The organism is Prauserella shujinwangii (assembly GCF_003001955.1).
Lineage (GTDB): Bacteria > Actinomycetota > Actinomycetes > Mycobacteriales > Pseudonocardiaceae > Qaidamihabitans > Qaidamihabitans shujinwangii.
Genome location: NZ_PVNH01000001.1, coordinates 293,544 through 310,335, shown reverse-complemented (window position 1 = coordinate 310,335; position 16,792 = coordinate 293,544). Strand labels below are relative to the sequence as shown.

Genomic DNA, 16,792 nt, shown 5'->3' with positions numbered 1-16,792 from the left:
GGTGCCCGAGGGCGACACCGTCTTCCGCACCGGCCGGACCCTCGGTGCGGCACTGGCCGGAACGACGCTCGTGCGCACCGACTTCCGGCACCCGGCGCTGGCGACGGTGGACCTCGCCGGGCGCACGGTCACGGACGTCCGCACGGTCGGCAAGCACCTGTTCGTGCGGTTCTCCGGGGAGCTGAGCCTGCACAGCCACCTGCGCATGGACGGGTCGTGGCGGGTGTTCCGGCCCGGCGCGCGGTGGACCGCGCCCGGTCACCACGCCCGCGTGATCCTGGACAACGCCGAGGCGAACGTGGTCGGGTTCCGCGTGCACGACCTGGAGCTGCTCCGCACACCGGACGAGTCGCGGCTCGTCGGGCACCTCGGCCCGGACCTGCTCGATCCGGAGTGGACGGACGAGCACGCGCGGCGGGCGGCGGCGGCACTGGCCGCCGACCCCGGGCGCGAGCTCGGACTCGCGCTGCTCGACCAGCGGGTCATGGCGGGAGTCGGCAACCTGTACAAGACCGAGGCGTGTTTCCTGCTCGGGGTCACCCCGTGGACCCCGGTGTCCGAAGTGGACGCCGAACGAGTGGTGGCACTGGCCCGCAGGCTGTTGCTGGCCAACGCCTGGCGGCCCGAGCAGAGCACCACCGGCGAGCTCGCCAGGGGCAGGCGGAACTGGGTGTACGAGCGCACCAGGCAGGGCTGCTTCCGCTGCGGCGGGCGGGTCCGCGTGGCCACGCAGGGCGCCGGGCGCGAGGGCAGGCCGACCTGGTTCTGTCCCGCGTGCCAGCCGGGACCGGCACCGGCCCGCTAGACTGCGGGCCGTGACGGCGTACAAGCTGCCGCTGTACGGCAGCGACCGCGAGCGCGGCGATCTCGCTCCCTGATCGCCGCGCGCCTTCCGCAACGGCACGCCGTCCACCTCGTTCCCAGGGAGTTCCCCATGCCCGTTCCCGCGTCCCTGCGCGCCCTCGTCGCCGCCCTGCCCAAGGTCGAGTTGCACGTCCACCTGGTCGGCTCCGCCCGGCCGGGCACGGTGGCGGCGCTCGCCCGCCGCCACCCCGGGTCCGGTGTCCCCACCGATCCCGCCGAGCTGGCGCGGTGGTTCACCTTCCGCGACTTCGACCATTTCCTCACCGTCTACTGGGCCGTGCAGTCCCTCCTGCGGGACCGCGCCGACATCCATGAGCTGGTGGTCGGGCTCGCCGCGGACCTGGCCCGGCAGAACTGCCGCTACGCGGAGGTCACCGTCACCCCGTACAACCACCTGCTCGACGGCATGCCCGGGGACGAGCTGCTCAGCGGGCTGGCCAGCGGCCGCGCCGAGGCCGCCGCCGAGCACGGTGTGGAACTGGCGTGGTGCTTCGACATCCCCGGGGAGAAGGGCACCAAGGCGGGCCGGGAGACGCTCGTGTTCGCCCTGCGTGAGCGCCCGGAGGGGCTGGTGTCGTTCGGCCTCGGCGGGCCGGAGGTGGGCGTGGGCCGCGCCCAGTTCGCCCCGTTCTTCACCGCCGCCAGGGAGGCAGGCCTGCGCAGCGTGCCGCACGCGGGCGAGACCACCGGCCCGGCCACCGTCTGGTCCGCCGTCCACGATCTCGGCGCGGACCGCGTCGGGCACGGCATCGGCAGCGCGACCGACCCCCGGCTGCTGGAGTACCTGCGCGAGCGCGACATCGCGCTGGAGGTCTGCCCGACGTCCAACGTGCGCACCCGGCAGGTCGCGTCGATCGGGGCACACCCCGTGCGCAGGCTCCTCGACCACGGCGTGCCGGTGACGCTCAACACCGACGATCCGCCGATGTTCGGTGCCACCCTCGACGGCGAGTACCTCGCGGTGGCCTCGGCGCTCGGCCTCACCCCCGCCGAGATCGCCGACCTGGCGCGGGCCTCCGTCCGCGCGTCGTTCCTGCCGGAACCCCGCAGAACGGCGCTCCTCGCCGAGATCGACCGGGTCACCGCCGCGCAAATCCGGTTGCCGAGGCCGGAACCACTCGCCTAGCGTTTCCGGTACACGAGAAGGGAGGTGGTCCGACGTTGAAGAACGACAGGACTCGTGAGGTGGCTGTCCGCTGACGGACGGCACGTGTATCTGGACTCGCCGCACAGGGCACGGCTTCGGCCACCTGTGACACGTGTGTCTGCCGGCGAATACCAGGCAGTCACCGGACCCCCGACGCTCCCGGGAACCAGTCCGACCCGGGCCCGGCCGGCTGACGACGGCCGGGAGCCGCGTCGGGGGTCTTCCTCGTCCGGCCCCGGTCACCGCAGGCCGGACCCCGTCCGGGACGAACGGGCGGACCCCTAAGGTCGGCTCATGTACCGCCCCCGGTTCCCGATCGGCACCGATCGGCTGCTCCTGCGCCCCTTCCGCCCCGACGACCTGGACGCGCTGCACGCCCTGCAGTCCCGGCCCGACGTCACGCGCTACCTCTACTGGGATCCCCGCTCGCGGGAGGAGACGGCGACGGCACTGGCGAAGCGGATGCGCTGCGGTGCCTTCGAAAAGGGCGGCGACGTGCTCGGGCTCGCGGTCGAGCGCGCCGACACGGGCGAGCTGATCGGCGACGTCCACCTCGAGTGGGTCAGCGAGCGGCACCGGCAGGGCGAGATCGGCTTCGTGTTCCACCCCGACCACCACGGCAACGGCTTCGCCTCCGAGGCGGCCGTGGAGCTGCTCCGGATGGGCTTCGAAGGGCTAGGGCTGCGCCGCATCGTCGGCCGGTGCGACGGCCGCAACACGCGCTCGGCCGCGGTGCTGCGGCGGCTGGGCATGCGACAGGAGGCGCACCTGCGGCAGAACGAGATCGTCAAGGGCGAGTGGACCGACGAGCTGGTGTTCGCGATGCTCGAAGACGAGTGGAGGGCCCGCCCCGTGCGGTGACGTGCGGAGCATGCGGCAGCATGGTGCCGTGCTGTTCGACAAGATCGTCCGCCCGGCGCTGTACCGCGCGGGCAAAAACGACCCTGAGGTGGTGCACGAGCGCACGGTCCGGGCGCTGGAACGGCTCTCGGCCGCGCCGCCCGCCCTGGCCGCGCTGCGCCGCCGCTACGCGGTGCCCGACCCCGTGACCGTGTTCGGGGTCCGGTTTCCCGGCCGCGTCGGTCTGGCGGCGGGCATGGACAAGGACGGGCGCGCCCTGCGGGCCTGGCCCGCGCTGGGTTTCGGGTTCGTCGAGGTGGGCACCGTGACCCGGCTGCCGCAGCCGGGCAACCCGAAGCCGCGGCTGTTCGTCCTGCCCGGCAGCGACGCGGTGATCAACCGGATGGGGTTCAACAACGCGGGAGCCGACGCGCTGGCGGCCCGCCTCGCCGCGGGCGGCCCGCCCGGAGTGCCGCTCGGGATCAGCATCGGCAAGTCGAAGGCCGCCGCGCTGGAGGACGCGGTGTCCGACTACTGCTACTCGCTGCGGGCGCTCGACCGGTTCGCCGACTACGTGGCCATCAACGTCAGCTCGCCGAACACGGCAGGCCTGCGCTCGCTGCAGGACCGCGCCGCACTCGCGGAGCTGCTCACCGAGCTGCGCGGCACGGCGGTGTCGCTGGCGGAGCGGGCCGGACGCGAGCCCACGCCGCTGCTGGTGAAGGTGGCGCCCGACCTGTCCGACGAGGCGCTGGCCGAGCTGCTGGAGGTGTGCGTCGAGCACGACGTCGCGGGCCTCATCGCCACCAACACGACGCTGAGCCGCGACGGCGTGGCGGACGCCGAGGCCCGCCTGGCGCGCGAGCCGGGCGGTCTGTCCGGGCGGCCGCTGGCGGCGCGGGCGTGTGACGTGGTGCGGTTCGTCAGCGAGGAGGCAGGCGACCGGCTGCCGGTGATCGGGGTCGGCGGCATCCTCGGCCCGGACGACGTGACGCGGATGCTCGACGCGGGCGCGAGCCTCGTGCAGCTCTACACCGGTCTCGCCCTGCACGGCCCGGGCCTGGTGCGCCGGGTGGCCCGCGCCGCGGCAGCCCACCGCTGAACAGCCCGCGAGTCCGCCGCTCCGATCCGCGAAGTCCCGCTGCGGGAACAGGGAGCTCGCCGCATCGAGCGGGGCACTCGCGGTCCTGGACGCAGCACTCGCGCGTCAGCCGGGAGCGGGTCAGGACAGTTCGCGCAGTGCGAGGGCCAGCCCGGCGAGGCGGTCGGTGGCGTCGGTGAGCGAGTCCTTCGCGGGCTGCACCCCGCCGCTGCTCGCCGCCACGGCGCGGCCCGCCGCGGCCACCAGCCCGGCGTAGCCCTCCACGCCGTCGTCGAGCTGTTCACGCAGGGCGTGCACGGCCGACTCGAGCGCGGGCCGGTCGGCCGCGCTCGCGGTGTCCCGCGCCCGCTCGACCGCCTGGATCCGGGCCGCCAGCCCGCGCAGGGTGGCCGCCGCCTCGGTGGCGGTGGCCCGGGCGTCCTCGACCGACACCTCGGGCACCGCCGCGGGCGCGCCGGGCGCCGGGACGGTGAGCTGGCGCAGCAGCTCGGTCAGCGACGCCTCGCTCTCCGCCAGCCGCTCCATCGGTTCCCGCGCCGCCGAGCCGGGTGGTGGCAGCTTCGGCGGGGCGGTGCTCACCGGCACCTCGGTGCGGTTGAGCGTGCGCAGTTTCAGCCCGGAGCGGACGGTCAGCGTCCCGAAAACGACGGCCGCGGTGATCGCGCCGAACGCGCCCGCGAAACCCTCGTTGCCGCTGAGCAGCCCCGCGTAGCCCGCGACGGCGAACAGCACGCTGAGCAGCGACAGCACCAGCCACAGCGTCATCGCGCGCGAGGTGCGGCGCTTGCGGCGCTCCAGCTTGGCGGCCGGCTCGTTCCAGCGCGACCACTTGTCCCGCACCTCCGCGACCATCGCAAGGTCGACCTGCGGGATCTGCCGGGGCAGCCGCGACGAGCGCTGCTGCGGCGGCCCGCCGCGCCCGCTCGCGCGAGGGCCGCCCTGCTGCCCGTTCTGCGGGAAGTAGCGCTGCAGTTTCTCCTGCGCGCGCTGCGCGTAGTCGGGCAGGCGCTCGATGTGCTTTTCCAGCTTCGCGTTGAACTCGCTGAAATCTCGTCTGCCCGACCCCATCATCCGTCCGTTCCCGACCGGCGCGGTCGCGTTACGCCTGGTTCTTCTGCTGCTCGGCTTGCACGCGGGCCTGGATCTCCCGCTGAATGTCCGCATTGGACGCGGCGGGCTTGGCCTGCTCGGCCTGCTGGGTCTGCTGCGCCGAGGCACCGTCGGTGACCTGGGCGACCGAGTCGCCCTTGAGCGAGGCGCGGATCTGCTCCAGCCGGTTGTGCCCGGCGAGCTGGGTGGTGGAGTGCTGCACCTCCAGCATGCGGCCCTGCACCGAGTTCTGCGCCAGCTCCGCCGAACCGAGCGCCGTGGTGTAGCGCTTCTCGATCTTGTCGCGGATCTCGTCGAGGGACGGCGTGTTGCCGGGCGCCGCCAGCTCGCTCATCTGCGTGAGCGAGGCCGACACCTGCTCCTGCATCTTGGCCTGCTCCAGCTGCGAGAGCAGCTTGGTCCGCTCGGCCAGCTTCTGCTGGAGCATGGTGGCGTTGCGCTCCACGGCCTGCTTCGCCTGCTCGGCCGCCTGCAACGCCTGGTCGTGCAGCGTCTTGAGGTCCTCGATGCTCTGCTCCGCGGTCACCAGCTGCGCGGCGAACCCCTCGGCGGCGTTCTCGAACTCGGTCGCCTTCTGCTCGTCGCCCTTCGACCTCGCCTCGTCGGCGAGGACGAGCGCCTGCCGGGTGGACGCCTGCAGCTTCTCCACCTCGCCCAGCTGGCGGTTCAGCTTCATCTCCAGCTGCCGCTGGTTGCCGATGACCGACGCGGCCTGCTGGGAGAGCGCCTGGTGATTGCGCTGCGCCTCCTCGATGGCCTGCTGGATCTGCACCTTCGGGTCGGCGTACTCATCGACCTTCGACGAGAACGCCGCCATGAGGTACTTCCAGAACTTCACGAAAGGGTTGGCCATCTCCTCCGCCTGCCTTCTCACGATCCACGTGCTTGCCCACCGGATGATCGGGGTGGCACGCCGCGCTCCCCTGCTCTCACTGGCAACGTGTCACGCCGGTGTCGGGTTCCATCGTGTCAGGTCAGCGGTCGCCGTTCCAGGCGACCCGGGGGGAATTCAGGGTTGGCCCTGAGATGCCCCGTGCGTCCTCGGGGGCGCGCATCCCGCCGCACACACGGCCGCCGCCGGGCGCCACGGTCCGCGGCTGCCCGGCGGCGGGACGATTTCCCAGGTCAGGCGGCCAGGACCGCCTTCGCCTTCGGTGCGCTGATCGTGGTCCGCAGCGCGGTGGACATCCGCGGGCCGGTGGCGGTGCGCAGGTCCGTCAGGTCGGTGCCGACCACCTGGGACACCATCCGGCCGCCCTCGAAACCACGGCCGTCGCCCGCGGCGGGAGCGGTACGCTTGCCGGCGGGCTCGGCGGGTCGCTCGTCGACCCCCGGGCTGTCGACACCGTCGAGAGCGGACACGTCGGCGGCGACGTTGCGCAGCAGCTCGGCCAGCGGAAGCTCGAGGGCCTCGCAGATCGACGCCAGCAGCTCGCTCGACGCCTCCTTCTGCCCCCGCTCGACCTCCGAGAGGTAGCCGAGGCTCACCCGGGCGGCGCGGGAGATGTCGCGCAGCGTACGGCGCTTGTTGGTGCGGGCATGACGGAGCCGATCACCGATCGCCTCACGCAACAGCACGGTCATCACGCGCCTCCCTTCGACTAGGCCCCACGGTACCGAGATCGGGCGACAGAACGCAGGTTCTGCGTGGGGCGTCCGCCAAGAGCGAACGTCCCGGCGCCGCCGTTTGTTCCGGGACACTCCCCGAGTACGCAGGTCAACGGCCCGCCAGCGCCGTCGACAGCAGGTCGAGGGCGGCCGTCACCGCCGCGGCCCGCACGGCGTGCCGGTCGCCGGCCAGCCGGAGCGTGCGGGTCGTCCGCGTCCCCGGCCCGGCGAGGCCGACGTGCACGGTGCCGGGCGCGACGCCGTCCTGCGGGTCGGGCCCCGCCACGCCGGTGAGCCCCAGCCCCCAGTCGGCGCCGCAGCGGTCCCTGGCGCCCTCCGCCAGCCGGGCCGCGACCTCGGGATGCACCGCTCCGCGCTCGGCGAGCAGCGCGGCATCCACCCCGGCGAGGCTGCTCTTGAGGTCGGTGGCGTAGACGACCAGCCCGCCCCGCACGACCGCGCTCGCCCCCGGGATGTCGGTGAGCGCGGCGCACACCAGCCCGGCCGTGAGCGACTCCGCGGTGGCGACGGTCTCGCCGCGCCGCGTGAGCTCGGCCACGACCCCGGCCGCGGGGCGCCCGTTCACCGGGACACGGCTCCCCGGGCCCCGGCCCGCAGCCGGACCGCGCGGACCACGTAGTCGAGCCCGGTGGCGACCGTCAGGAGCAGCGCGAAGCCAAGCACGGCCCAGCGCAGGGGGTCGAGCGCCGCCGGCAGTGGCAGCAGGTACAGCCCGATGGCCACGATCTGCGCCATGGTCTTGGCCTTGCCACCCCGGCTGGCCGGGATCACCCCGTACCGGATGACCCAGAACCGGAGCAGGGTGACGCCGAGCTCCCGGACGGCGATGACGATCGTGACCCACCACGGCAGCTCGCCGAGCGCGGAGAGCCCCACCAGGGCGGCGCCGATGAGCGCCTTGTCCGCGATGGGGTCGGCGACCTTGCCGAAGTCGGTGATCAGGTCGTACTTGCGGGCGACCCAGCCGTCGATGCGGTCGGTCAGCGCCGCGAGCGCGAACAGCCCGGCCGCCACGTAGCGCCAGGCGGCGCCGTCGTCCACGAGCAGCGCGGCGACGAACAGCGGCACCAGCACCAGCCGCGACAGCGTCAGCAGGTTCGCGACGTTCAGCGTGCGGGCCGCCGCGGGCGCCGGGCCGGCTGCCGGCTCCTCCCCGTCCGCCCCGGCGGGCCCGGGAGCCACCGAGCTCACCGGCCGCCGTCCGCGGCCGGGGTCACCGGCCGCACGATCAGGTCGACACCCTCGCTGGCGACGACCTCGCACCGGACCAGCTCCCCCACGGCCCGCTCCCCCGTGTCGAGCACGACGCACTCGCCGTCGACCTCGGGCGCCTGGTGCGCGGCCCGGCCGGTGCAGTCCTGCCCCGTCTGCACCGACTCCACCAGGACGTCGACGTGCTCGCCGACGCGGTCCTCGGCGCGCTGGGCGGTGAGCTCCTCCACGAGCGACGACACCCGCGTGACCCGCTCCGCGATCGTGTCCGGGTCGACCTTGCCGGGGAGGGACTCCGCCTCGGTGCCGTCCTCATCGGAGTAGCCGAAGACGCCGACGGCGTCGAGCCGCGCGGCCGTCAGGAAGCGTTCCAGCTCGGCCACGTCGGCCTCGGTCTCACCGGGGAAGCCCACGATGACATTGGTCCGGATGCCCGCGGCGGGCTCGAGCGCGCGGATCTGCTCGATCAGCGCGAGGAACGAACCGGTGGAGCCGAACCGGCGCATGCGGCGCAGCACGGTCTCGCTCGCGTGCTGGAACGACAGGTCGAAGTACGGCGCGACGCCGGGTGTGGTCGCGATCGTGCGGACCAGGTCCGGGCGCGTCTCGGCGGGCTGCAGGTACGACACGCGCACGCGGTCGATCCCGGGCACGGCGGCCAGCCTCGGCAGCAGCCGCTCCAGCGCCCGGGTGCCGCCGTTCTCCCGGCCGAGGTCCTTGCCGTAGGAGGTGGAGTTCTCGCTGACCAGAAACAGCTCACGCGCGCCGTGCTCGGCCAGCCACGCCGCCTCGGCGAGGATGTCGTCCGGGTGGCGCGAGGTGAACGAGCCACGGAACGAGGGGATGGCGCAGAACGAGCAGCGCCGGTCGCAGCCGGAGGCGATCTTCAGCGCGGCCACCGGGGCGTCGTCGAGGCGGGTGCGCAGCACGCGCGCGCCCTGGCCGTTCCGGCCCTGCTGCCCATGGCCCGGCACCGGCACGCTGCCGGAGGCCTCGGGCCGCCGAACCGGGCTGATCGGCAGCAGCGTGCGCCGGTCGGTGGGGGTGTGCGCGGCCACGGCGCGGCCGGCCACGACATCGCCGAGCCGGTCCGCGAGGTCCGGGTAGTGGTCGAAGCCGAGCACGGCGTCGGCCTCGGGCAGGCTCTCCGCGAGCTCGGCGCCGTAGCGTTCGGCCAGGCAGCCGACGGCGACGACCTTGGCCCCGGTGTCGGCCGCGGCGAGCAGCGTGTCCACGGAGTCCTTCTTCGCCGACTCCACGAAGCCGCACGTGTTGACCACGACGACGTCACTGTCCTCCGGATCGCCCGAGAGCTGCCAGCCGCCGGCGGCGAGCCGGCCCGCCAGCTCCTCGGAGTCGACCTCGTTCCGGGCGCAGCCCAGGGTCAGCAGAGCGACCCGGCGGCCCTCCGGGGACGGTTCGGGAGCGGGAGAGGAAGACACGCCGACCAGGGTAACCGCCGGGTCTCACCAGCCGGTCGCCGCCACGACCCGCTGCTCCACCAACGGCGCCAGGGTGCGCATGAACGTGCCGCTGATGTGGCCGGGATCCATGTGCACGAACACGTTGCCGACCACCGGCGGGCAGGCGGTCTCGGTGCAGAACTGGTCGGTGAAGTCGAGGAAGGTCACGGTGGGCGGCACGCCGGGAAGGGTCTCGTACGGCGCCGTCGGCGCGAACAGCTCCGCGCGCGGGGTGGCGCACTCGGGCGCGCCGGGTCCCTTCGCCGCGTAGCAGCGGGGCGGCGAGAAGTCGTGCTTGGCGTTGTCCCGCACGGCGAACACGCGGATGCCCGCCGCGGCGAGCTGGCGCCAGCGCTCGACGAACCCGGGCGGGGTGACCTCGGTGCGGCCGGGCCGCACGTTCCGGCTGGCGAGCGTCACGACGGCGTCCGGGCGCAGGGCGAGGATCTCGGCCGCGGCCGCGTCGGTCCACGACGCGCAGGCCGGGCTGTGCGGCGGCACCTCGGCCACCGTCGAGAACGGGCACGCGCCCTTCAGCATGGTGGTCAGCTGCCAGCCGCGCCGCTGCGCCACCGGCAGGAAGGCACCGGCGAACTGCTGCATGTGCGAGTCGCCGACCAGCACGATCCGCCTGCTCGGGCCGGGCCCGGTGTAGCCGGCGGTGCACAGCTGCAGCTCCTCGTGGCGCGGCGAGTACCGGCAGCCGCCGGAGGAGAAGTTCACCCAGTCCTCCGGCAGGGCGACGAGCGAGGGCACCGGGTCGGCCTCGGCGGGCGCCTCACCGGCGTACGCCGGGGTGCGGGCCAGCGCGCCCGGATGCGCCCCGCCGCCCGCCGCTTGCGCGGAGGCCGCGGCCCGCTCCGTGGCCAGCATCTGCCAGGCGCCCGCGGCCACCAGCACCGGCACCAGCGCGAGTGCCCCGAAGACGTAGGCGCCGCGGCTGCGGACGGTGCCGATGCGCGAGCGGCGCAGCGGCTCCTCGACGAGGTGGTAGGTCAGGGCGGCGAGCGCGAGGGACAGCGCCACGATGCCCGCACCGCCGACGAGACCGACCTCCGTGCGGTCGCGCACGACGAGGTAGAACAGCAGCACGGGCCAGTGCCACAGGTACAGCGCGTAGCTGAGGTTGCCGAGGTACTCCAGTGGCCGGGAGCCGAGGACCAGGTCGGCGCCCACCCTGCTGTGCGTCGCGCCCGCGACGAGGACGAGCAGCGCGGCTCCCGTCGGCCACAGCGCGGCGAACCCCGGGAAGGAGCTGCCGACCTGCAGCACCATGCCGCAGGCGACGAGGCCGGCGACCCCGGCCCAGCCGAGGACGATCCGCAGCCCGCGCGGGAGCACGATCGTCTGGATGGCCAGTGCCAGCAGGCCGCCGAGCGCGAACTCCCAGACGCGGGTCAGCGAGTGGAAGTACGCGAGCGGCTGGTCGGCCGCGGTCAGCCGGACGGAGTAGGTGAGCGACGCGGCGAACACGACCGTGAGCGTGCCGCCGAGGACCGCCCGCGGCGAGCGGCCCGCCGCGCGGGCTGCGACCGCGACCAGGGCCACGAGCAGCGGCCAGACGACGTAGAACTGGCCCTGGATGGACAGCGACCAGTAGTGCTGCACGACGCTGGCGGTGTTGTGCTCGGCGAAGTAGTCCACCGAGTCCGCGGCCAGCCGCCAGTTCTCCACGTACAGGGCGGACGCGACGACCTCGCGGATCGTCTGCAGCCAGCGGTCCTCCGGCAGCAGCAGCACGGAGGCGGCGACGACGGCGACGAGCACGGTCAGCGCGGCCGGGAACAGCCGCTTGATCATCCGGCCCCACAGCGGGCCGAACCGGATGCCGCCCCGCGAGCTGGCGCGGACGAGCTGGCCGGTGACGAGGAAGCCGGAGATGAGGAAGAACACGTCCACGCCGCCGGAGACGCGGTCGAACCACACGTGGTAGGCCACCACCAGCAGGGCCGCGAGCGCGCGCAGCCCCTGCAGTTCGGGGCGGTAGGAGCGCGCCGCCTGGGCGCCTTCGGCGGGAACGACCGCACCGGCGCCGCCCGGCACGCCACGCACATCCACGGTCACACCGGCCACTGCTCCCCCTCACGTCCCTCTGGCCGATGCGCCGACCAGCTCCGGGCCGGAACGCCGGACCCGGTCATGTCACTCGAAAGTGTCTACCTGATGCCACGCGCGCGGCGGCACGCGGGTTTGCCGAGCACCCTGCGCGGTGACCGAATCGAGACCGGATAGCGTCTGCGCACGTGGAGACCCCGCACATCCGCCGCGCCCGCATCGCGGACGTCCGCTCGATCAAACGGCTCGTCGACGCCGATGCGGGCAAGGTGCTGCTCGAGAAGAACCTCGTGACGCTCTTCGAGGACGTGCAGGAGTTCTGGGTGGCCGAGCTCGGCGGCGAGGTGGTCGGCTGCGGGGCGCTGCACGTGCTGTGGGAGGACCTGGCCGAGATCCGCACGGTGGCCGTCGACCGGGCGATGCGGGGGCGGGGCATCGGGCACGCCCTGGTGCGCGCGCTGATCGCGCTGGCCCGCGAGCTCGGGGTGCCGCGCATCTTCGTGCTCACCTTCGAGACGGAGTTCTTCCAGCGGCACGGCTTCGTGGCGATCGACGGCACCCCGGTCCCGCGTGAGGTGTACGAGGAGCTGCGGCGCTCGCCCGACGAGGGTGTCGCCGAGTTCCTGGACCTGCCGTTCGCCAAGCCGAACACCCTGGGCAACACCCGGATGCTGCTGGAGCTGGATCGCCGTCCCGGGTGATTGTCTCGAGTGATCACTCGAATAGTCTTGACTCATCGAGTCGCGGTGCGCAGGATCGGCTCGTGCCCACCGGAGATGCCGCCCCGCGGCTGTCGATCGAGCAGCTGGCCGCGGAGGCCGGGCTGCCCACGAGCACGATCCGGCTGTACCAGACGAAGGGGCTGTTACACCCGCCCGTCCGGCACGGCCGTACCGCCAGCTACGACACCGGGCACCTGGACCGGCTCCGCCTCGTCCAGAGCCTGCAGCGACGAGGGTTCTCCCACTCGGCGATCGCCGAGCTGCTCGCGGCGCGCGAGCGTGGCGCGAGCGTCGCCGCCGTGCTCGGGCTCGACGACAGGGAGCCCGACGACTGGGTTCCCGTCCGGCTGCGCGACCTCGCGGCGCTCGTCCCGGCGCGGGAGCTCCGGCCCGCTCTGCTGCGCCGCGCCACCCGGCTCGGCCTGGTCCGCTGGCGCCGGGGACGGCCGCAGGCCCGGCGCTGGGCGCTCGACAGCGGGCTGCGGCTCGCCCGGCTCGGTGTACCCGCCGACGAGGTGCTCGACCGGTTCGACCGGTTGCGCGAGCACACCCGGATGATCGCGGCGGACTTCGTCGCCCTCTTCGAGCAGCGGCTGTGGCCGGAACTGGAGCGCGGCACGGTCGACGACGACCGGCTGCGGCAGGTGCGGGACCTGCTGCTCCAGCTGGACCGCACCGCGGAGGAGGTGGTGCTCGGCAGCCTGCGGGAGTCGATCCGGGCCGCCGCCGAGGAGTTCGCCGGGCGGCACGGTCTCGTCCCGGGCGGCGAGCACGGTGCGCTGTTCCCGGCGGGCGAGGAGGCCGGATGAGCGCCGTGCTGGCCGACCCGGCCTGGCGCGTCGACGCCCACGACGACGGCCTGCTGCTGTACGCGGGGGCCGACCTCGCCTACCTCGTCCCCGACCTGCCGAGGACGCACGTCACCGCGCTGGTGTCGTGGTTCGCCTCCGCCGCGCGGAACCCGGCCGAACCCGGCCTGCTGCCCGACGAGCTGGCCCCCGTGGTGCGGCACCTGCGCTCGCTGGGCGCGCTGCGCCCCGCCGTCCTGCCCACCCCGGAGCGGCCCCGCTCGCTCGCCGTGGCCGTGCGCGTGCTGGGCGCAGGGGGCACCGCGTTGCGGGACGCGCTCGCGGCGGCGTTCCCGGCGCCCGCCGAGCCCGGCCTGACGCTCGTCGTGCGCACCACCGCCACCCTGCGCGAACTGGCCGGGCTCGCCGCTGAGCTCACCGGGCCGCACCTGCTGCTCGACCTCGCCTGCCACCACACGGTGTCGCTGGGGCCGCTCGTCGTGCCCGGCGGGAGCGCCTGCCTGGCGTGCCTCGCGGTGCGCACCGGCCGCCGGTGGGGCGATCCCCCGCCGCCACCGGAGCCCGCCGTGACCACCGCGCCGGAGTTCGCGGCCGCGCTGGCCCGGCACGCGGTCGGCAGGCTGGAGTCCGGCTCGCTCGCGCTGCTGGAACGGGTGGTGACCGTGCACACCGACGAGCTGACCAGCACGGCCGAGACCGTGCTGCCCGCCGCGGGCTGCCCCGTCTGCCCTGCGCTGCCCGCCGGGCCCGCCACCCTGCCGTGGGAGGACCGATGACCGCGCCGCTGCGCCTGCCCGACGCCTTCACCCCCGGCGCGACCCGCGCCGCCGCCGCGACGCCGACGTGCTCGTGCTGCTGTTGCTGTTGCTGCTGCGCGGTGTCCACGGTGGGCGCCACCGTCGCGCTGCCCGCGGGCTTCGCGAAGGACGTCCGCGCCGAACGGGAGGGGAACCCGCCGGGGGCCCGCGCCCGGCTCGCGGCGGTCCTGCTCGGCGCGTTGCCCGCGCTGACGATCGTCGTCGGATACCTCCTCGGGAGGGACCTCGAGCCGATGACCGTCCTGCAGCTCGCCCTGCCGATCGCCGCGGGCACGGCGCTGGTGTTCGCCGCGCTCGGCGGATCGCGAAGGCCGTGGCACAGCGCGGGCCGCGTCGTGCTCTGGGCGGCGGCGTTCATCGCCGAGTTCCTCGTGTTGCTGCCGGTGTTCCTGACCGGCCTGCACCTCGTGCTCGGCATCGCCTACCTCGCCGCGCTCGTCCTGGTGCCGCGGTGCCTCCTGCGCGCGTACCGGCGGCGACCGTGACCGCGCGGGCCACCCTGCTGGAGCGGGCCGTGGGCTGGCGTCAGGGGGTGGTGGCGGAGCTGCGCGCGGTCCCGCGCGGCGTGGCCGATGTCCCGCTGGCGGGCTGGGCCGCCGTCGCCGAGCCGTTCGGCCACGGCGGCACCTCCGGGGGCGCGGCGCCCGACGACGGCGGCGCGCGGACGGCCGCCCTCGCCGAAGCCCTCGAACGGTACGCGGCCGGGCGGTTCCCGCTGTCGGGCGACCAGGCGCCGCCGGGCGCACCGTGCTGGCGACTCGGCGAGTTCAGCCTGCACAGCGCGGCGCAGCGGGCCCGGCGCGGCTTCCCGCACCCCGGCTACCGCGACCCCGGTGCGACCCTGGCGTGGACGCTGCCCGGCAACACGGAGGTGTGGGTGCCCGCCGGGCTCGTCGGCCTGCGTCCCGAGCCGGGCCTCCCCGCGACGTCGTCGGGCCTGGCGGCGGAGACGTCCGTCGTGCGCGCGCTGCTGCGGGCCACGCAGGAACTCGTCGAGCGGGACGCGTTCACCGTGGCCTGGCTGCACGGCCTCGCCCCGGCCCGGGTGCCCGTCCCGGAGGACCTCGCCGCACCGGTGCGGCGGCTCGGCGGCACGATCGCGGCCCTGGACCTCACCCCGGCGTACAGCCCGCACCCGGTGCTCGCGGTGGCGGGCACGCTCCCCCTCGGCGGGCGCGAGCGGGCCACGCTCGGCCTGGCCTGCCGCGCCGATCCGGCGGAGGCACTGGCGAAGGCGTGGCGGGAGTGGTGCCAGGGCACCGTGTTCCTCTCGGTGTGGCTGGCCGAGCACGGCAGCGCCCCGCTGGAACCGCACGACGTGACCGGCTTCGACCGGCACGCCGCCTTCTACACCGGGCGCCCGGACCGCTGGGCGGCGCTGCCCTGGTGGCGGGGCCCGGAGCGGTCCGCGCCGGGCCGCTCGGCCGCGGCGGGCACCGGCGCCGCCGCGGAACTCGCCGAGCTCACCGGGGCGCTCACCGCGGCCGGGATCCGGCTCGCCTACCGCGAGCTGACCACGCCCGAGCTCGCCGCCACGGGGATCCGCGCGGTGCGCGTGCTGTCACCGGAACTGGTGCCCCTGCACGCCGACCACCGCTGGCCGCACCTGGGTGGCACCTGTCCCGACCTCGCGCGGCGCTTCCCCGGCGCGGCAGGCCACACGCCGTTCCCGAACCCCGACCCGCACCCGCTGGGCTGACCACTGTGGACACCGGAGACCGGGTCGGGCCCTCGCCGTTCGAGGACTTCTGGACGGCCAGCCGCGTCACCCCGCTCACCCAGCGCAGGCTCGCCGGGACGCTCGCCGCGTACCGCCCGGACGGACCGGCGCCCGACCCGTTCGAACTGCCGGGGCGCTACCACGCGCTGCGCCGGCCGCGCGACCGGCTGGCCCGGCTCCTCCGGCGCAGGCGCAGTGTGCGGACGTTCGGGGCGGGCCCGCTGCCGTGGCCCGCGCTCGGCTCCGCGCTGTCCGCGCTGGCCGCCGACGGCGGCGGCCGGGGACATCCCGCGGCGGGCGGGTGCCACGCGGTGCGGTGCTACCCGCTGCTGCTCGCCGTGCGGCACCCGCTGTCCGGCCGGGTGTGCCGCCACGAGCCGGACCGGCACGCGCTGCAGGACGTGGGCCCGTGCCCGCCGTGGCCCGAACTCGGCCCGCTGCTCGGCGCCTCGCCCGGGGCGGGCGCCCCGCAGTTCGTGCTCGTGTTCGTGCTGGCGGACGCCGCGCTGCTCGCCAAGTACGGCGAGCGGGGTGGCCGGTTCGGGCTGATCGAGGCCGGTGCCGCGGCGCAGTCGGTGGCCCTGCGGCTCGCGGCCGACGGGCTGGGCGGCTACCTCCTCGGCGGTGCCGCCGACCGCCCGGTGCTCGCCCTGCTCGGCCTGGCCGGCACCGGGGCGCGCCTCGCCGTGGCGCTCGCGGGCGGTACCGCTCCGTAGGCGACTGTTCACGCGGTGTCCGCCTTTCGGAGGTGGTGGCACCGGAGCCCGGCACGCCACGCTGATCCACCCCTGCCCATGTCGATCAGCGAGGGAGCAACCCGTGACCGCGTCCACCCTGCGCCGCACCGTCCGTGGAACCACCGCCACCGTCGCCGTGGCCGCGAGCCTGTTTCTCGGCGCCGGAACCGCCCCGGCCGTCGACGAGGTGACGATCACCGACAGATACCTGTACGAGGTCTCGCTGTCCCAGTTCGCGCAGCTCCGGACCACCACGCCGTACGACGACGTGCTCGACTGGTCGTCCGACGCGTGCTCGTGGTCGCCGGACAAGCCGCTGGGCTACGACTTCACCCGCGCGTGTCACCGGCACGACTTCGGCTACCGCAACTACAAGGACCAGGGCCGGTTCACCGAGGCCAACCGCAAGCGGATCGACGACAACTTCTACTCCGACATGAAGACCATCTGCGCGGGCCGCTGGCAGTGCGACAGCGCCGCCTGGACCTACTACCAGGCGGTCCGCCAGTTCGGCGCCAGCTAGCGAGCCCGACTGTCCTGAGTGGCTCGTTACTGACGAATTTC

18 protein-coding genes are annotated in these 16,792 nt (G+C 74.7%); 11 read left to right on the top strand and 7 right to left on the bottom strand.

The annotated features are described in order from the left end of the window. The first annotated feature begins 1 nt into the window (after position 1). The 4 genes from B0I33_RS01380 (at position 2) to B0I33_RS01365 (ending at position 3,953) form a co-directional block, all read left to right on the top strand. A complete protein-coding gene (locus tag B0I33_RS01380; RefSeq protein WP_106176635.1) occupies positions 2-805 on the top strand; it encodes a DNA-formamidopyrimidine glycosylase family protein in 804 nt (267 codons plus the stop codon). Positions 806-934: 129 nt separating this feature from the next. Next, a complete protein-coding gene (gene add / locus B0I33_RS01375) occupies positions 935-1,990 on the top strand; it encodes an adenosine deaminase (RefSeq protein WP_106176634.1) in 1,056 nt (351 codons plus the stop codon). Positions 1,991-2,305: 315 nt separating this feature from the next. Continuing rightward, positions 2,306-2,872, top strand: a complete 567-nt coding sequence (locus tag B0I33_RS01370) for a GNAT family N-acetyltransferase (RefSeq protein WP_106176633.1) — start codon at positions 2,306-2,308, stop codon at positions 2,870-2,872. A gap of 28 nt (positions 2,873-2,900) precedes the next feature. Next, positions 2,901-3,953, top strand: coding sequence for a quinone-dependent dihydroorotate dehydrogenase (locus B0I33_RS01365; protein ID WP_106176990.1), 1,053 nt, complete (start codon positions 2,901-2,903; stop codon positions 3,951-3,953). A gap of 120 nt (positions 3,954-4,073) precedes the next feature. Here the strand turns inward: B0I33_RS01365 and pspM are convergent, their stop codons facing one another. The 7 genes from pspM to B0I33_RS01330 form a co-directional block, all read right to left on the bottom strand. Continuing rightward, on the bottom strand, positions 4,074-5,021 hold the full coding sequence (pspM, locus tag B0I33_RS01360) for a phage shock envelope stress response protein PspM (RefSeq protein WP_106176989.1): 948 nt from the start codon (positions 5,019-5,021) through the stop codon (positions 4,074-4,076). A 31-nt stretch (positions 5,022-5,052) separates the two neighbouring features. Next, complete coding sequence (locus B0I33_RS01355) at positions 5,053-5,916, bottom strand: PspA/IM30 family protein (RefSeq protein ID WP_106176632.1); 864 nt, start codon at positions 5,914-5,916, stop codon at positions 5,053-5,055. A 272-nt stretch (positions 5,917-6,188) separates the two neighbouring features. After that, positions 6,189-6,647: a helix-turn-helix domain-containing protein gene (locus B0I33_RS01350; protein WP_106176631.1), complete on the bottom strand. Its 459-nt coding sequence runs from the start codon at positions 6,645-6,647 to the stop codon at positions 6,189-6,191. Positions 6,648-6,780: 133 nt separating this feature from the next. Further along, a complete protein-coding gene (locus tag B0I33_RS01345) occupies positions 6,781-7,257 on the bottom strand; it encodes a CinA family protein (protein ID WP_106176630.1) in 477 nt (158 codons plus the stop codon). Continuing rightward, the gene (gene pgsA, locus B0I33_RS01340) at positions 7,254-7,883 is read right to left on the bottom strand and encodes a CDP-diacylglycerol--glycerol-3-phosphate 3-phosphatidyltransferase (protein ID WP_106176629.1); all 630 of its coding nucleotides are present in this window, start codon (positions 7,881-7,883) and stop codon (positions 7,254-7,256) included. The genes B0I33_RS01345 and pgsA overlap by 4 nt, the downstream gene beginning before the upstream one ends. Then, positions 7,880-9,346: a 30S ribosomal protein S12 methylthiotransferase RimO gene (rimO, locus tag B0I33_RS01335; RefSeq protein ID WP_106176628.1), complete on the bottom strand. Its 1,467-nt coding sequence runs from the start codon at positions 9,344-9,346 to the stop codon at positions 7,880-7,882. Before rimO ends, pgsA begins: the two co-directional genes overlap by 4 nt. A 24-nt stretch (positions 9,347-9,370) precedes the next feature. Further along, on the bottom strand, positions 9,371-11,425 hold the full coding sequence (locus tag B0I33_RS01330; protein ID WP_425440435.1) for an acyltransferase family protein: 2,055 nt from the start codon (positions 11,423-11,425) through the stop codon (positions 9,371-9,373). A 185-nt stretch (positions 11,426-11,610) separates the two neighbouring features. On the opposite strand from B0I33_RS01330, the gene B0I33_RS01325 reads away from it, so the two are divergent. From B0I33_RS01325 to B0I33_RS01300, 7 genes are all read left to right on the top strand, one after another. Continuing rightward, on the top strand, positions 11,611-12,123 hold the full coding sequence (locus tag B0I33_RS01325) for an amino-acid N-acetyltransferase (RefSeq protein ID WP_106176627.1): 513 nt from the start codon (positions 11,611-11,613) through the stop codon (positions 12,121-12,123). Between the two features lie 62 nt (positions 12,124-12,185). Continuing rightward, on the top strand, positions 12,186-12,953 hold the full coding sequence (locus tag B0I33_RS01320) for a MerR family transcriptional regulator (protein ID WP_106176626.1): 768 nt from the start codon (positions 12,186-12,188) through the stop codon (positions 12,951-12,953). Beyond that, the gene (locus B0I33_RS01315) at positions 12,950-13,729 is read left to right on the top strand and encodes a hypothetical protein (protein ID WP_106176625.1); all 780 of its coding nucleotides are present in this window, start codon (positions 12,950-12,952) and stop codon (positions 13,727-13,729) included. Before B0I33_RS01320 ends, B0I33_RS01315 begins: the two co-directional genes overlap by 4 nt. Then, a complete protein-coding gene (locus B0I33_RS29810; protein WP_181193136.1) occupies positions 13,726-14,256 on the top strand; it encodes a hypothetical protein in 531 nt (176 codons plus the stop codon). The genes B0I33_RS01315 and B0I33_RS29810 overlap by 4 nt, the downstream gene beginning before the upstream one ends. Further along, on the top strand, positions 14,253-15,470 hold the full coding sequence (locus B0I33_RS01310; protein ID WP_219927107.1) for a YcaO-like family protein: 1,218 nt from the start codon (positions 14,253-14,255) through the stop codon (positions 15,468-15,470). The genes B0I33_RS29810 and B0I33_RS01310 overlap by 4 nt, the downstream gene beginning before the upstream one ends. A gap of 5 nt (positions 15,471-15,475) precedes the next feature. Beyond that, the gene (locus tag B0I33_RS01305) at positions 15,476-16,207 is read left to right on the top strand and encodes a nitroreductase family protein (RefSeq protein WP_181193134.1); all 732 of its coding nucleotides are present in this window, start codon (positions 15,476-15,478) and stop codon (positions 16,205-16,207) included. A 118-nt stretch (positions 16,208-16,325) separates the two neighbouring features. Further along, the gene (locus B0I33_RS01300) at positions 16,326-16,751 is read left to right on the top strand and encodes a phospholipase (protein WP_106176987.1); all 426 of its coding nucleotides are present in this window, start codon (positions 16,326-16,328) and stop codon (positions 16,749-16,751) included. Positions 16,752-16,792 lie beyond the last annotated feature (41 nt).

Excerpts from the sequence above, each read along its gene's own strand:
- add (WP_106176634.1), top strand. The coding sequence starts at position 935 with ATGCCCGTTCCCGCGTCCCTGCGCGCCCTCGTCGCCGCCCTGCCCAAG.
- B0I33_RS01370 (WP_106176633.1), top strand. The coding sequence starts at position 2,306 with ATGTACCGCCCCCGGTTCCCGATCGGCACCGATCGGCTGCTCCTGCGC.
- pspM (WP_106176989.1), bottom strand. The coding sequence starts at position 5,021 with ATGGGGTCGGGCAGACGAGATTTCAGCGAGTTCAACGCGAAGCTGGAA.
- B0I33_RS01355 (WP_106176632.1), bottom strand. The coding sequence starts at position 5,916 with ATGGCCAACCCTTTCGTGAAGTTCTGGAAGTACCTCATGGCGGCGTTC.
- B0I33_RS01350 (WP_106176631.1), bottom strand. The coding sequence starts at position 6,647 with ATGACCGTGCTGTTGCGTGAGGCGATCGGTGATCGGCTCCGTCATGCC.
- B0I33_RS01315 (WP_106176625.1), top strand. The coding sequence starts at position 12,950 with ATGAGCGCCGTGCTGGCCGACCCGGCCTGGCGCGTCGACGCCCACGAC.
- B0I33_RS29810 (WP_181193136.1), top strand. The coding sequence starts at position 13,726 with ATGACCGCGCCGCTGCGCCTGCCCGACGCCTTCACCCCCGGCGCGACC.